This window comes from Rheinheimera texasensis (genome assembly GCF_964031785.1).
Classification (GTDB): Bacteria; Pseudomonadota; Gammaproteobacteria; order Enterobacterales; family Alteromonadaceae; genus Pararheinheimera; species Pararheinheimera texasensis_A.
Map to the genome: position 1 here is coordinate 1 of NZ_CAXIRE010000024.1, position 15,726 is coordinate 15,726.

Sequence of the window (15,726 nt, forward strand, 5' to 3'; positions counted from 1 at the left end):
AGATTTGGGTGCGATTCAGAACCGCTTCCAGTCAACGATCCGGAACTTGTCGAATATCGTCGAAAACGTGTCATCAGCGCGCAGTCGGATCCGCGACACTGATTTTGCGAAAGAAACAGCAGAATTAACCCGTGCCCAGATTTTACAGCAGGCCAGCACAACCATTCTGGCGCAGTCGAATCAACGGCCACAATCAGCTTTATCCTTATTGCAAGGCTAATAAAAATAAGAACAATACTTTAAAGGTTTGATACAACTCCTGAGCTTTTGCTCATTGGCCATACAATATTGTATGGCCTTTTTTATTCATTACATTTTTAAATTAAAAAATTATTCAAAACAGCTAAAGAATATTTTTATTTCTCCGATAAATATAATGAGCGAGTTAAATAATATAAAGATGTCTCGCGTCATTAAATATAAGTTCAGGAGAAAGAACCATGGCATTATTTGTCAACACCAACGTATCGGCGTTAAACGCCCAACGTCAACTTATTAACTCTGGTAAGAACCTTGATGTTTCTTTCCAGCGTTTATCCTCTGGTTTCCGTATTAACAGTGCGGCTGATGACGCGGCAGGTCTGCAAATCAGTAACCGGTTAACCAGCCAAATTCAGGGTCTGGACCAGGCTATCCGCAACGCGAATGACGGTATTTCACTATCGCAGGTTGCCGAAGGTGCGATGGATGAAATTACCACAGCCCTGCAGCGTATTCGTGTGCTGTCGGTGCAATCGCAGAACGGTATCAATAGTTCTGGTGACCGTCTGGCTCTGCAAAAAGAAGTTTCTGCGTTAAAAACTGAAATCAGCCGTATCGCGACCACGACTCAGTTCGGGGGCGTGAAACTGCTGGACGGCAAATATTCTTCCACGTTCCTGGTGGGGGCGAATGCGGGTCAGAATATCAGCGTGAACATTTCCCGTCCCGGTGGTGGTTATGGAACTTCAGGTCTGAACCTGGCGAACTTATCGATTGCGACACTGGCTGGGGCTTCAGCTGCCCTGACGTCAATTGACAGTGCTATCACAGTGATCGACTCCAAACGGGCGGACCTCGGTGCTATTCAAAACCGTTTCCAGGCCACCATCCGCAACTTATCCAACATTGTGGAGAACGTCTCGTCTGCACGCAGTCGGATCAAAGATACCGATTTTGCCAAAGAAACCGCAGAACTGACCCGCTCGCAAATTCTGCAGCAGGCCAGTACCACGATTTTGTCACAGGCCAACCAGAGACCACAGTCAGCATTATCGCTGCTGCAGGGTTAAGGCTGAACTGAACCGGGGCGGTAGCGCCCCGCTGAATATCAAGCGGTCTGGAGTCTTCCAGCATTTATCGACCAGACCATGACAATGACTTATGACACTGCAGCCTGACCAGAGAACGGCGGCACCTGTCGAAGAAAAGAGGACGGCTTATATGGCTACGTATTACACAACCGGAGGATGACGCTATGTCATTATATGTAAACACTAACGTTTCAGCGTTAAATGCTCAGCGTCAGCTGATTAACTCAGGCAATTCACTGGACAGTTCGTTTAAACGTTTATCGTCAGGCTTTCGCATTAACAGTGCAGCTGACGATGCAGCGGGTTTGCAAATCAGCAACCGCTTAACCAGTCAGATCCAGGGTTTGGATCAGGCCATTCGAAACGCCAATGATGGTATTTCTCTGGCACAAACGGCTGAAGGTGCGATGGACGAAATTACCAACGGCTTGCAACGCATTCGTACGCTGGCGGTTCAATCCCAAAACGGGATTAACAACTCGGCTGACCGGGTAGCATTGCAAAAAGAAGTCTCCGCGCTGAAAACGGAAATCAGCCGGATCGCAACCACAACCCAGTTTGGTGGTGTGGCACTGTTAAATGGTAACTATTCATCCAAGTTTCTGGTGGGTGCAAATGCGAACCAAAATATCAGTGTCAATCTGTCAAGAGCAGGTGGTTTTGGTGCGTCAGGGTTAAATATCGGATCTTTGTCGATTGCGACTATTGCGAACGCCTCTGCTGCATTAGCCAGTATTGACAGTGCAATCAAAACAATCGACAGCAAGCGGGCGGATTTAGGTGCGTTGCAAAACCGCTTCCAGTCCACGATCCGTAACCTGAGTAATATCGTTGAAAACGTGTCATCTGCGCGTAGCCGGATCCGGGATACTGATTTCGCCAAAGAAACAGCTGAACTGACCCGCTCGCAGATCCTGCAACAGGCCAGTACTACTATCCTGTCACAGGCAAATCAGCGTCCACAATCTGCGTTATCGCTGCTGGGTTAATCCGGCAGCTAGCAGGAAACAGGATGCTTCAGGGACGAACGCCCCTGTCCGGTTACCGGGCAGGGGCGCTCTTATTTTAGCGCCATGCTAATTGTTCCGGCCTTTGGCCTGCCCAGTCTCCAGCACTCATTCCAACCTTCAGCCCATCCTCACTTAAGTCAATGCGGTCAGAACTGTTGACCTGACGGCAAACTTTTGCAAATCAGCGAAGCGTTAGACTCGGATGATGGCCGATAACTGCCGTTCTTGAAGATTTTTTGCTGAGAAGGCAAAAAAATGCATGATTTAAGCATTTGATAAATAAGTGAATTATTTTTATTTGATAAAAAAGGAAAAAAATTGCCTTTTTTTTCTAAAGTCCTGAAAGTTGTTGCCGATACCCCAGTTAAGCCAAATTGCAGTTTGGCGAAAATTGCGGGAATCCGCTTAATCAAGAAGTTGCTGACGGTTTGCAGACCTGACCCAACTTTTAAGGAGTGACTTATGGCTTTAGCAGTAAACACCAACGTCTCGGCGCTGAACGCGCAGCGCCAATTATTAACTTCAGGTACAGCTCTGGACACAGCCTATAAACGTCTGTCTTCAGGTTTCCGTATCAACAGCGCCGCGGACGATGCCGCAGGCTTGCAAATCAGTAACCGTTTAACTTCTCAGGTGAATGGTCTGAATCAGGCAATCAGTAACGCGAATGACGGTATCTCTGCCTCTCAGGTTGCTGAAGGTGCTTTGGATGAGATCACAACCTCTCTGCAGCGTATCCGTACACTGGCCGTTCAATCTCAAAACGGTATCAACAACTCTGCAGACCGCACAGCGCTGCAAAAAGAAGTGTCTGCGCTGAAAACAGAGATCAGCCGTATCGCACAAAACACCCAGTTTGGTGGTGTGGATATTCTGAAAGGCGGTTACTCTGCCAAATTCCTGGTTGGTGCAAACGCTGGTCAGACTATCAGTGTGAACCTGTCTCGTGCTGGTGGTTTCGGTGCGTCAGGTCTGAGCTTAGCCAGTTTATCAATTGCAACTGTCGGTGGCGCTTCAACTGCGCTAGCCACTATTGACAGCGCAATTAAGACTATCGACAGCAAACGTGCTGACCTCGGTGCTTTACAAAACCGCTTCCAGTCAACCATCCGTAACTTAAGTAACGTCGTAGAAAACGTATCCGCTGCACGTAGCCGGATCCGTGATACTGACTTCGCGAAAGAAACTGCGGAATTAACACGGGCACAGATTTTGCAACAAGCGAGTACAACAGTATTGGCGCAAGCTAACACTCGTCCGCAATCTGCATTATCTTTACTGGGTTAATTCTGATGTTGTCCGGTCGGGCGGAAACTTTATTTAAGTTACCGCCACGCCGGCCGATAAGAGGTGACAGATCATGAACTCAGTCGAACTGAACGTTGGTAGAAACCAACGGAATGTACAACCACCGCAAGGACTTGCTGTGGTCGACCAAGAGGTCAGGACTGCAACCCGACAGTCTCAGGAGGCAACAAAGCTACCTGCTGAGGATGCCGCGCAAACTAAAGCTCAGCCAGCACCGACGGCGGCAGAGCTTGGGGATGCGGTAGAAAGCATTAACCAGTTTGTGAATGCACAGATGCGTACACTGAATTTTTCAGTGGATGAGAACTCCGGAAAAGCTGTGGTAAAAGTCATCGACTTTGAAACCAAAGATGTGATCCGGCAGATCCCTGGCGAAGAAGTGCTGAAAATGGCAAGTGCAATCAAAAAGTTGCAAGATGATCTCGGGTCAGCAACAGGTTTGCTGATCAACAGTAAGGTGTAAATACAGCGAGGAGAAATCATGGCTATCCGTGCCCTAGGGTCGGCCTCTGGCTTAGATCTGGAAAGTTTGGTCACACAATTGGTGAAAGCTGAACGGATGACGAAAGAAGCCCGTTTAGATGACACTAAAAAAAGCCTGGATTCCTCCTTGTCTGGTTACGGCAAACTGAAATCTGCAATGTCTAAATTTCAGGATGCAGTCAAGGCGTTGAGTCTGGATAACCTCAACGCCCGTACTGCAACTGTCAAACAACCCACAGATACCAAAACATACCTGGAAGCGACGGCGAAAACTACAGCAGCTCCTGGTGTGTTTGATATGAAAGTCAAAACATTAGCTTCAGGCAGCAGAGTGGAAAGCGCTGACGCGGCGTACGCAAATGCCTCTGCTGTTGTCAGTACAACGGCGGGGGAGTTAACCTTCGGCGCCGGTGGTAAAAGCTTTAAGGTCAATGTCACCGCCAATATGACGCTCGACGAGCTGCGTCAGGCCATCAACAGTAATAAAGATAATTTTGGTGTCAGTGCCAACATTATCAATGCGGGTGGTGCGGTAGGGACCAAGTTGGTGCTGACCTCAAGCATTACCGGCGCTGCCAACGATTTAAGTATTACCAACAATAATGCTGCGCTGGATGCCATTTCCACTGTACCCAATAGTGGTGGAACAGCAGGATTAACTGTAACCAAAGCCGCTGCCAGTGCCGAAGTTATTATCGATGGCATCAGCACCTTTAGCAAAACCAATACCTTCACTAATGCGCTGCAGGATACTGAATTTACAGTACAAAATGTGACGCCGGACGGTAACAACGCAACTTTAACTATAGCTACTGACAAAAAAGGTACTGAAGATAAGCTGAAAGCCTTTATTGATACTTACAACGGTCTTGTCACTGAAGTCGAAGCGCTGACTAAAAATCGTGTGCTGGGTTCTGACGGCAAGACTGTCGTCAGTGAAGGTGGCGCGTTAAATAGTGATCCGACGGTCCGTAGCATGCTCAATATGGTAACTGGTGCACTAGGCAAAGCAGTGGGCTCTGCAGAGCCAGGCCTGAACAATCTCTACGCGATGGGTATTACCATGACCAACAATGGTCGGTTAGAGATTTCTTCTACTAAAATTGGCACTTCATCCGGTCGCGAGCGACTGGATGCGGCGCTGAAAGATAACTTTGATGGCATTGCCAAATTATTTGGCAACTCAGATGGCTTCAACACAACTATCACCAATTTGGTCACCCAGTTCACCCAAAAAGGCGGTTTACTGGAGAACAAAGAAACATCACTTAAAAACAGTCTGACAAAAAATACTAAAGATCGTGAAGCTTACACCCGATATATAGAAAGTTACGAGAACACATTGCGACAACGTTATGGCGCGCTGGACTCGCAGTTAGGTCAGTTGCAAAGCACGTCATCAATGTTAAGTTCGCAGCTGGCGTCTTTGTCCAGCATCCGATGATCACAGGAGTTTCAGATGAGTTACGGTATCAACGCATATAAATCGGTCGGTGTAAAAAACGACCTGGCGGTGGCAGATCCGCATCGAGTCATTCAACTGTTGATGCAGGGATCCTTGGAGAATATGGCCAAAGCCCGTGGTTGTATCGAACGGAAAGATTTTGTCGGCAAATCGCAGACTATGTCCAAAGCCATGAGCATTATCACCGCATTACAGCATTCGCTGGATATGGATGCAGGTGGCGAAGTGTCGCAGAATCTCTGGTCTTTATATGATTTTATGGTCAATCACCTGATGCTGGCCAGTCGCGAAAGCAGTGTTGAGAAAATCGATGACGTCATCGAAATCATGTTAAAAATCAAATCGGCCTGGGACCAAATCCCGGTCAGTGAACGTGAACTTGGCTTCCGGATGTTGGCCGACCGCGATTCCCGGCAAAATCTGGCGTCGGCATGAATAACCAGCTGACCAGCATTGCACAGCGTAAAGCGGTGATTGAAATGCTGCTGACCATCGAAGACTATGACCTCAGCGAGTTTGCGGATTCCTGGGCGCAATATCAGCAGGAACTGGAAGCGTTTTGTGCTAACGCGACCGCAGCTGACAAAGCTGTGCTGGAGGCTGAGCTGGCTTGGGTGCAGGCACGTCAACAGCAGGTCGCCGATGAGCGCCAACGGGTCGGCGGTGCATTACTCAATTTGCAAAACGGCCGAAAAGCTATTGATAGCTATGGTAATTTCTGACTAATTGTTGTCGCATTTCTGCTGACCGCTTATGCTGTAGCTTGTTGCGTGCTGAGGGCATGCTTAGCGTATTTTAATGCCGGAGTCACGCATGAAACTCAGTGTCATTATCCCCGCCTATAAATTTTCTGCTTATATCCATGAGTGTTTACTCAGCGTTTTAGCGCAGAAGACGACTTTTGATTTTGAAGTGCTGGTGTGTAATGACTGCTCGCCAGACAACACTCGTGATGTGATCCGTTATCTTGAACCAGCTTATCCGCAGTTAAAAGTACTGGATAATGTACAAAATACCGGTTTGACTGGCAGCATGGCGAACCTGCTGCGGGCGGCTCGTGGCGACTATATTGCTTATCTGGATGGCGACGATGTCGCACTGCCCGGCAAATTGCAGGCGCAGGTAGATTATCTGGACGCAAATCCCGGCTGCGCTATCAGTTATCACGAATCGGATATGTTTGATACTGTGACCGGGGCCCGCCTCAAGTGGTATTCCAAAGAGTTTTATAATGCCGGTTATATTCCACAACAAGCCGATATCAGCCATTTAATTCGCTATGGTACTTTCCTACAGGCGAGCAGCATTATGTTCCGCCGCCACGATTCATTGCTACAGGCATTGGATCACGGCAGTAAAGTCATTTGTGACTATCCCTGGCATATTATGAATGCCGGTTTTTTACAGGGCACACTTGACCTGATACCACAAGTACTCGGTCGTTATCGGGTGCACCCAAATAGTTTTTGTGCGATGACTCAGCAAAGTGCCGCGCGGCGCGTGCAGGTCACTGAGGAATTAGTCAGCGCTTGCCGGCTCGGTGAACGTTTTGGCGTGGACTCGGATGTAATTCAACTCGGTGTGAACCATCAATATTTTGCTGCCGCGTTGTTTTTCCTGAAAAATCTGGAAGATGATTTATTTTTGCAGATGATAGAACGTTCAGCCGGGCAGCCAATATGGTTCGACGGCCGACATCAGCAAGCGTTTGAGTTACGGGCAAATCCAGATGATGTCCGTCAATTTCTGTGGGGTGAGCATGCAGTATGACGCGATAGTTGTCGGCGCCGGTTTGTCCGGTGCTGTGATGGCTGAACAAATGGCCACAGTGCTGAACTGGCGGGTGTTGGTGCTGGACCAGCGGCCACATTTGGCTGGTAATTGCTTTGATGAACGCGATAAGTATGGCTGTCTCATCCACAAATATGGGCCGCATTTGTTTCATACCAACAAAAAGCCGGTCTGGGACTATTTGAGTCGTTTCACGACATGGCAGCCTTATGAACATAAAGTGCTGGCGAAAATCGGTGATTTACAAATCCCGCTGCCATTTAATTTGAACTCATTGTACCGCTTGTACCAACCAGAGCAGGCCAAGTTGCTGGAACAGCAATTAATAGAACGTTATGGTGTCGGTGCACGGGTGCCGATTCTGGATTTACGTCAATCCGGTGTTGCCGCTTTGCAGGAACTGGCCGACTGGATTTATGACAATATTTTTGTGCAGTACACCATGCGCCAGTGGGGCATCAGTGCAGAGCAGATAGATCCGGCGGTGTTATCCCGGGTGCCTGTGGTACTGAGTCGCGATGATCGATATTTCCACGATACTTATCAGGCGATGCCGCTTGGCGGTTATAGTCAAATGATTGGCGCTATGCTGGCGCACCCGAATATCGATGCCAAGACCGGTGTTGATGCGTTAACCCGGTTGACGCTGGCTGATGGCAAAGTCAGTTTCGACGGCGAGGTTTTTCCAGGCACTGTGATCTATACCGGTATGTTGGACCAATTGTTTGCTTATCAATGTGGTGATTTGCCATACCGTTCACTGCAGTTTGTGTTTCAAAGCTATGAATATCCGTATTACCAAACTGCAACGACGGTGAATTATCCGCTGGCGCCAGATTTGACCCGTATCACCGAATTCAAGCATATTCTGGGTGACACTGGTGCTGGCACTACCGTAGTGCTGGAGTATCCTCAGGACTACGACAAAAATGACCCGGCGAAGAATATTCCGTATTACCCGGTGTTTACCAGTGAAAACCAACAGCGATATCAGCAGTATCAGGCGTTAGCAGCTCAATATCCGCAGTTAGTGGTATTGGGCCGGCTTGCGGAGTACAAGTACTTTAATATGGATGATGCCGTTGCCAATGCACTTTCCATTTTCAGTGCCAAATTCCTGACAAGCTGAAGTTTTCTTAGTTGGCATAAAATTTGTTTAGATCATCTGCCAGACTACTAATTGCCCGTTCCTAGTCTTGATTTCTACAAAAGTCATCGGCAGTTAATCTCAAGCAGCACCAAACGCTCATTATAGAGGGGACGCTTTTATGTACTTATTTTTATCTAGTCGGCATCGGATGATGATTTCTATTCTGGACCAAATAAAATTAAATAATATCTGTGAGTTGGGAGTGCATCGCGGCGAATTTTCAGATTTTATGCTTCGCCATCTCGATTTTCAAAAGATGTTTCTGATTGATTCTTGGTCTGCAGAACAAGTTATGAAAACATATTGTAACTTTGAGTCAACTCCATATTATATCGAACCTTATGAATCTTTCTCTGAGTTCTTTGGCGGACCCACTACGCAGCAGAGCACATTCGACGCAACGCACAACTACACATTGGAAAGATTCAAAGGCAATGAAAAAATAGAAATAATAAAATCTGATTCATTTACAATTTTAGAAAAGTTTGATGATAAATCATTAGATCTAATATATATAGATGCAAATCACCAATATGAATATGTCTTAAGAGACTTGATGTATTGGTCAAATAAGGTTTCTGATGATGGATTTATCTTTTTAAATGACTGCTTGATATCTGATCTTGGCAGAAAACAAAATTTAGGGGTTTTACAGGCAGTGTTGACTTTTATGAAATACTCAGATTTTGTTCCTGTCGCTATGAATGGTCGCGATTGGGCTGATGTCGTCCTTATGAAAAGGACAAGCCGAAATTTGCAGAAAGTGACTGAAAATATCAAAAAGTATCCCAATCTGGTTGAAGTTCCAGATCATTTGTTTCCCCTGTTTACAATGAAGCAGGGACAAGATGGAAACTATCCGAGTTTTTCACTCTGACGGACAGAGGATCTGATTATTCTGAACTACACTCCCGTCTGTTCTCTGTGATATTTGTAGTGGGAATTTATTATAAATGTTGAAATTTATACAATATCAGTTGCTTGATGATCAAGATAAACAGCAAGAACTTGAGCAGAAGGTATCGAGTGATATTTCTCGTAATATAAAGAGTAATATCGCTGCGTTTAGAGATAACATACCGAACCTGGTTGATATTGTAAATGAGCATAAAGTACAACAATATTCCATTTTCTGTACAAAAACAGGTCAGCTTAATATTGTTGATTTTTCGAGTGGGCGTGCTTTTTACGGCAATGAGCCACAAGAAGAAGTTGCGCTGGAGTTTAGCCAGTATACCAAAAAAGCTAGCTATTTCAGTTTGAATAAGAAAGATGGTCTCTCCTGGAGGCACAAGCCTTTACCTGCCAAAGTTGATGTGCTGCTTGTTTTTGGCATGGGACTTGGCTATCACTTATCTGAACTGATCAACGGTTGCCGGATTAAATTCCTGGTCATTTATGAGCCTAATTTGGATATGCTGGTCGCTTCAGTGCAGGCACATGCCTGGGATTTGCTGCTGGAGAGTGCCAGAGCACTGGATACCCACATTTTTGTCCAAATCGGTTCTGATGCCTCATCAATAAACGAAGATTTGGGCGAGCTGTTACAAGTTATACCCGAGCTTGATGAGGTGTTTGTTTACAGACATCAATTTCACCCTGTAATGGATGACGTTATAAATTACCTGATGTCAAATTCCGGTGATTTACATTCACAGATTAAAACGAAACGCTATTTTGATGGATATACAGATAGTGCTGATTATGTGCCAGAGCATGCAAAAAATGTAAATAGTTATTATCAGGAAAAGTTATACAATAACGAAGAAGGCCTTTCTTTGTTTGAAAATAACATGGCTGCCCTCAGGTCATACTATCCAGAAATTTGGCAGAGCATGAACGAATATTCGCCAAAACGCTGGTTCCTTGTGGAAGACGATGATGGTCAGCCAAATCTGTACCACAAGGAAAGAAGAGCGCTCTTTTACGAAAATTTGGAAGCAGAATCACAAGAAATTGCTGATTATTTCACCGAGCATCCATTCAAAGATGATGTAGTTATTGGTATGAAATCTACCGGTAAGTTATATCAGCATCTGCATTTCAGTTGTGTTGAAGCGTTTAGTCGAAATATTCTTGACAAAACTGTCGTTAAAAAATGCAAGTTACCTCCCAAAATAAATTGTCAGATGACATTTGGTATGGCTCTGGGAAAACATGTTGAAAATATCTTGTCTCGGCACGATGTAGACAATCTATTCATTTGTGAGCCAAATCTTGATTTCTTTTATGCCAGTCTGTTTGTTGTTGATTACAGCAGTATATTCAAAAAGACTGATGAAAATAAAAGCCGATTGTATTTAAATCTTGGTGGCGACGGATCAACGTATTTTCATGATCTCATGTCTCAGTTTTATCAGGTGGGTGCCTATAAAATAGCCGATACCTACATGCTGTCAGGATACTATAATCAGAAGATGCAACGTTCAATATTTGAGCTGCGATCTGAGCTGAAGGTAGTGTTAGCGCTTGGTGAGTATTATGATCACGCAAGATTTGGCATTGCTCACACCTATAATAGTATTGCGATCGGTCATCGATTTATGAAGGAGCAGGGCATTGACAAGACGTCTAGTGCGTTTGATTTGCCTGTTTTCGTGATTGGCAATGGCCCAAGCTTAGATGAATGCTTAGAGCATATTTTACAGCATAGAAGCAAGGTAATAGTAGTCAGTTGCGGAACCGCTTTGAAAGCTCTGCATGCGAACGGGATTAAACCGGATTTTCATGCTGAAATCGAACAGAACCGAGCGACATATGATTGGGTTGAACAAGTAAATGACCCACAATATGTTGAAGATATTAGACTAGTTAGCGTAAATGGAATCCATCCAAATACCGCAGATCTTTTTAAGGAAACCTTACTCGCGTTTAAAGACGGTGAAGCGTCCTCATATATATTTAATACGCAGTTGAAACTAGATGGTTATGATTGTGCTTCACTATCTTATGCGTACCCCACAGTAACAAATCTGGTGTTGAACTATTTCACTCGCTGGGGATTTAAATATTTTTATTTGTTTGGCGTTGACCTTGGTTATGTTGATGTAAGCAAGCACCATTCATCGCATTCAGCCTATTACAAAGATGATGGTTCAGAAGTATATGACTATCAAGGTCTGCATGGTGGTGGATTGAATGTTGAGGGCAATTTTGCTCCAAGCGTTTTTTCTAAACCTGAGTTTTTAGTCTCCAAGAAGTTGCTTGAGCAAGCCATAGCAAGTAAGAATGGTGCAATTGAAGTCTATAATTGTAGTAACGGCGTTAAGCTGAAGGGCTCTTTTTCACTGCTTCCTGAAAATATTTTGATTCATGAAAATAAGGTAGACAAAGAGAGTGTTGTTTCCAAATTGATTGAACAGTCATTTTACATATTGAACCCTAGCATTGCTTTGAAAGTGTTTAGAAAGTTTGATCATGAAAAAATAAAGGCCAGTACGCAGGAATTATTGGGTATATTAGAACATGAAGTGAAAACAGAATCAGATGCAAGATTCATGCTCGAGAAACACTGGGATTTTTTCCGAGACCGGGCCATTTTGTGGGATGACATGACATTTTATATATTCCATGGAAGTTCTAACTATTTTGCCGCAGTGATGACAAAAATTGCTGCAAATTTAGTAGATGGTGATGAAGATATTTTGAAGGCATTTAATTTTGTCGTGACAACGTACAAAGATTTTATAATTGAAGCGATGGCCAGGTACATCGGTGGTCCGTTAGATTTTGATAGTGTGACTGTCAAAGAAATGTTCGATGGTTCTGTGAATTAATTCGTAGAGTGAGGGCTACATGTGTGCCATAGCCGGTATATTTAACATCAATAGTCCCTTGCCGGGTACCATTCTACTGAACGTTGTCAAAGAAATGACTTCGAAAATGATCCATCGTGGACCGGACGATGTTGGTTACTTTGTATCTACTGACGAAAGGTGTATCTTGGGACACCGTAGATTGAGCGTCATTGACACAAGTGTGAACGGTCGCCAGCCGATGTTGAGCATTGATGGAAGGCATTCGTTAGTATTCAATGGTGAGATTTATAATTATGATACGTTGCGGGCGGATTTAGAACATTCTGGTGTTTTTTTTCACACGCAGAGTGATACTGAAGTCTTATTAAATGGATTAGTTGTTCGCGGTACGGATTTTATTACTCATTTAGACGGAATGTTTGCATTTGCATTTTATGATGAAGTAAAAAAGAGCTTGCTGTTAGCAAGGGACGCTTTCGGTGAAAAACCTCTGTATTATACTTTTCAAAATGGCCTTTTTGCATTTGCTTCGGAACTAAAAGTATTAACATGTCTGCCCGGATTTGATCCGCTCATAACTCGTGGTCATATTGCTGCCTACCTGGCCTTTCAACATATTCCGGCGCCGAATACCATTTATGCCAAATGCTTCAAGGTCGAAGAGGGGAGTATGCTGCGAATTGGCAGCAGTGGAGTTTTAAACTGTTCTAAGTATTTTTTCTGGAACCCGGGTGATTTCCGCACTGACTCTATTGAAGAGCAGGCCGACCAGCTAGAACATTTGCTGGTTAAGTCCTTAAAGCGGCGCCTGGTCGCGGATGTACCGGTAGGCGCATTCTTGTCCGGAGGCGTTGATTCATCTACCGCTGTTGCACTGATTAAACGAAAAATTGGCAGGGAGATTAAAACATTTTCTCTAGGTTTTAATCATATGCCGTCAAGCGAGCATCTGGAAGCTGCGGAGATGGCTCGAGTTCTTGGAACAGAGCATTTCCAATTAATGATCGAACCTGCCGATTATCAATACCACATAAAAACAATTGCAGGGTTACTCGATGAACCTAACGCAGACAGTTCGTGCGTTCCGACTTATTTTCTTGCTCAGCTTGCAAGACAACATGTGACTGTTGCAATCACCGGTGACGGTGGTGACGAGATCTTTGGCGGCTACCCCAGATATCAAGAGGTCATTCAGCAGAGTCAGGGAAGAGAAACAGACATCGCGAATCGTAGCTGGCATGTCGGACGGGCGTACTACAGCCTGCTGTCTTTGTTGTTCCCAGATGCATATTTGCGTCGTCTTTTTGGGCAAGTACCTGATTTTTGTGCAGATCTGTTGTTAAGCCGTAGGCGAAGCATCGACATGGACCACAGACATGTTTTGCACCGGATGAGGCAAGCTGATGCCAATTGTTATCTTGCTGAAGTATTGGCAAAGGTTGATCGGATGAGTATGGCGCATAGTCTCGAATGCCGGACACCATATCTGAGTCCTGAAGTTGTACAATTTGCGGGTTCTTTACCAACTTCGTCATTATTGAACAATGATCGTGGCAAATATTTGTTACGCCAGGTAGGTTCTCGATATATTCCTCTAGATTGGCTGAATAGACCTAAAAAAGGCTTCGGCATCGACCCATTAATGGCTCAGGCATTATTTCCTTTGAAAGAAAGTATTCATCGCGAATCCCGCAATGGTTTTATTTTAGAAACTGTGTTTCGCGGAGAACGTATTGTTGATCTATTTCAGCATGTGCTGCCATCCTGGAGTCTTTATCATCTTTGGGCTGTTTGGTTATTGGAATTGTGGCTAAGAGAAAATCCATCTAGGTTTGATATTGATGAATACTAATTATAGTTGAGGGGCTATGGCCAACTATATCATTGTCGACACATCAATTGATGTCGGTGGAGCCGAGACATTTAACGCATTATTTGTTCGTTTTTTAGTCGCGCAGGAGGGTGCTGATGTTATTATTCTGACGGTAACAAACGGAATTATACGCAAAGCACTTTCCGATTTGTCTGGCAGAGTAGTGTATTTCGATGTACCAGAGGCAACTGAGTATAATGTAGATTTATTACACCGATCTGAGCTTGAAACGCTCGGCAACCGCATACTGAGTTTATATGCAGGTGATTTTTTTATTTTATCTAGCTATCTGATAAACGTCCAACTGACGAATTATATTTTTAATTCATCTACCCGAGTGAAAGTGCTTTCTGGAGTTTTACACCCTGAGGCCTGGAGCACTTGGCATCCTGATACAGGTTATGATGGACATCGTGCTTTTAAGCCAAGAGTGATCGATGATTATTGGTTTTTTCAGCGAGATTTATTCAACGCGCTGGATGCTACAAACTCGTTATGGTATCCGAATGATATATTTAGAAGGTATAACGAGTATTATTTTGATATAGAGCTTCACTGTAGATTTCTTGCAACTGTGCCTGTTAATTTGCCACAAGATGTGTTCAATTATCGCTGTAATTCGGAATCAAATCGCTTTAAATTACTCTGGATGGGGCGCTACGATTTTTTTAAAAATGAGTCTATTAAAAAGATTGTAGAGTCATTGAACATCTTGGCGAGTGATGAAATAGATATCGAGTTTCATCTGATAGGCTACGGCGATTTCGCTTATAGTTCTGAAATCAGTGCACTTCAGCAAAATACTTCATTCAGAATGATTCAGCACGGAAAGAAGAATGAGCAGGAAATTTTGCAGCTCATCCGTGACAATGGATTCGATGCTTATATTGCAATGGGCTCCTCCGCTTATTTTTTTGCTGCGCTTGGTTTACCAGTCATTGCGATTGACTCTGCAGTAAAAGGATATGGCCGCTTTGTTAAGGGCTGTTGGCTCGCGGACGCCGCTGATGAATTTGATGAAGGCTCATCATTATATCTGGACCTGATAGGACAAAAAACGGCGTTTCGCTCTGATTTACTGGAAATGTTTCGGCAGATTATGGCTGATAAAGCTCAGCTTGAAGTTCATGCCAAACGTTGTCTTGATTATGTCCGTGCGTTTCACAGCCCAGCCGTAATCTTGCCAAAGATCCAGGCATATATGCACAAAGCCGAATTTCATCAACGGATTGTTTATGAACCTGTCAATGTATTGCCGCAGTCTTTCCATTACCTGATAAAGTCGCAACAAAAATCAGTAAAAATTGCGGTTTTTGGTACTGGCGCCGGGGCCAGACGTTGGCTTCGTCTGGTCAACTGTCACAATGAACGCAATCCCGAAGCTGTGCAGGTCGATATAGTGCGCTATTTTGACAACAGTACTGCCAAACATGGCCAGTTGTATTTCGGTGTACCTATCTGCGCATTTGCTGCAGACCTTTGTAACGAAATAGATTTTATCGTACTGGCTTCTGATTATTGGGTTGAGATGCAGGAACAATTACTGTCAGCCGGTATTTCGCGCAATAAAATTTACCGGATTTATTAGAGTTGACA

Annotated in this window: 14 protein-coding genes; all 14 read left to right on the forward strand. The window is 44.5% G+C overall.

Annotation, left to right across the window (positions count from 1 at the left end):
* Nucleotides 1-220: flagellin (locus ABNT34_RS18555; protein ID WP_348734322.1), on the forward strand; the 220-nt coding region annotated here is incomplete at its 5' end.
* A 220-nt stretch (nt 221-440) separates the two neighbouring features.
* On the forward strand, nt 441-1,271 hold the full coding sequence (locus ABNT34_RS18560; protein WP_348734324.1) for a flagellin: 831 nt from the start codon (nt 441-443) through the stop codon (nt 1,269-1,271).
* 185 nt (nt 1,272-1,456) lie between these two features.
* Nucleotides 1,457-2,281, forward strand: coding sequence for a flagellin (locus tag ABNT34_RS18565; RefSeq protein WP_348734326.1), 825 nt, complete (start codon nt 1,457-1,459; stop codon nt 2,279-2,281).
* A 483-nt stretch (nt 2,282-2,764) separates the two neighbouring features.
* Nucleotides 2,765-3,589, forward strand: a complete 825-nt coding sequence (locus tag ABNT34_RS18570; protein WP_348734327.1) for a flagellin — start codon at nt 2,765-2,767, stop codon at nt 3,587-3,589.
* 73 nt (nt 3,590-3,662) lie between these two features.
* On the forward strand, nt 3,663-4,073 hold the full coding sequence (locus ABNT34_RS18575) for a flagellar protein FlaG (protein WP_348734329.1): 411 nt from the start codon (nt 3,663-3,665) through the stop codon (nt 4,071-4,073).
* Between the two features lie 18 nt (nt 4,074-4,091).
* A complete protein-coding gene (gene fliD / locus ABNT34_RS18580) occupies nt 4,092-5,537 on the forward strand; it encodes a flagellar filament capping protein FliD (RefSeq protein ID WP_348734331.1) in 1,446 nt (481 codons plus the stop codon).
* Between the two features lie 15 nt (nt 5,538-5,552).
* Entirely contained in the window at nt 5,553-5,993 is a 441-nt protein-coding gene (gene fliS, locus ABNT34_RS18585) for a flagellar export chaperone FliS (protein WP_348734333.1), read from the forward strand.
* Nucleotides 5,990-6,280 (forward strand): hypothetical protein, encoded by a 291-nt coding sequence (locus tag ABNT34_RS18590; protein ID WP_348734335.1) that lies wholly within the window; start codon nt 5,990-5,992, stop codon nt 6,278-6,280. The genes fliS and ABNT34_RS18590 overlap by 4 nt, the downstream gene beginning before the upstream one ends.
* A 91-nt stretch (nt 6,281-6,371) precedes the next feature.
* Nucleotides 6,372-7,328 (forward strand): glycosyltransferase family 2 protein, encoded by a 957-nt coding sequence (locus ABNT34_RS18595; protein ID WP_348734337.1) that lies wholly within the window; start codon nt 6,372-6,374, stop codon nt 7,326-7,328.
* Nucleotides 7,288-8,478 (forward strand): UDP-galactopyranose mutase, encoded by a 1,191-nt coding sequence (gene glf / locus ABNT34_RS18600; RefSeq protein ID WP_348734339.1) that lies wholly within the window; start codon nt 7,288-7,290, stop codon nt 8,476-8,478. The genes ABNT34_RS18595 and glf overlap by 41 nt, the downstream gene beginning before the upstream one ends.
* 139 nt (nt 8,479-8,617) lie before the next feature.
* On the forward strand, nt 8,618-9,376 hold the full coding sequence (locus ABNT34_RS18605) for a class I SAM-dependent methyltransferase (protein WP_348734341.1): 759 nt from the start codon (nt 8,618-8,620) through the stop codon (nt 9,374-9,376).
* A 76-nt stretch (nt 9,377-9,452) separates the two neighbouring features.
* A complete protein-coding gene (locus ABNT34_RS18610; protein ID WP_348734343.1) occupies nt 9,453-12,275 on the forward strand; it encodes a 6-hydroxymethylpterin diphosphokinase MptE-like protein in 2,823 nt (940 codons plus the stop codon).
* A 19-nt stretch (nt 12,276-12,294) separates the two neighbouring features.
* Nucleotides 12,295-14,109, forward strand: a complete 1,815-nt coding sequence (asnB, locus tag ABNT34_RS18615; protein ID WP_348734345.1) for an asparagine synthase (glutamine-hydrolyzing) — start codon at nt 12,295-12,297, stop codon at nt 14,107-14,109.
* Between the two features lie 16 nt (nt 14,110-14,125).
* Nucleotides 14,126-15,718 (forward strand): hypothetical protein, encoded by a 1,593-nt coding sequence (locus ABNT34_RS18620; protein ID WP_348734347.1) that lies wholly within the window; start codon nt 14,126-14,128, stop codon nt 15,716-15,718.
* Nucleotides 15,719-15,726: the final 8 nt, after the last annotated feature.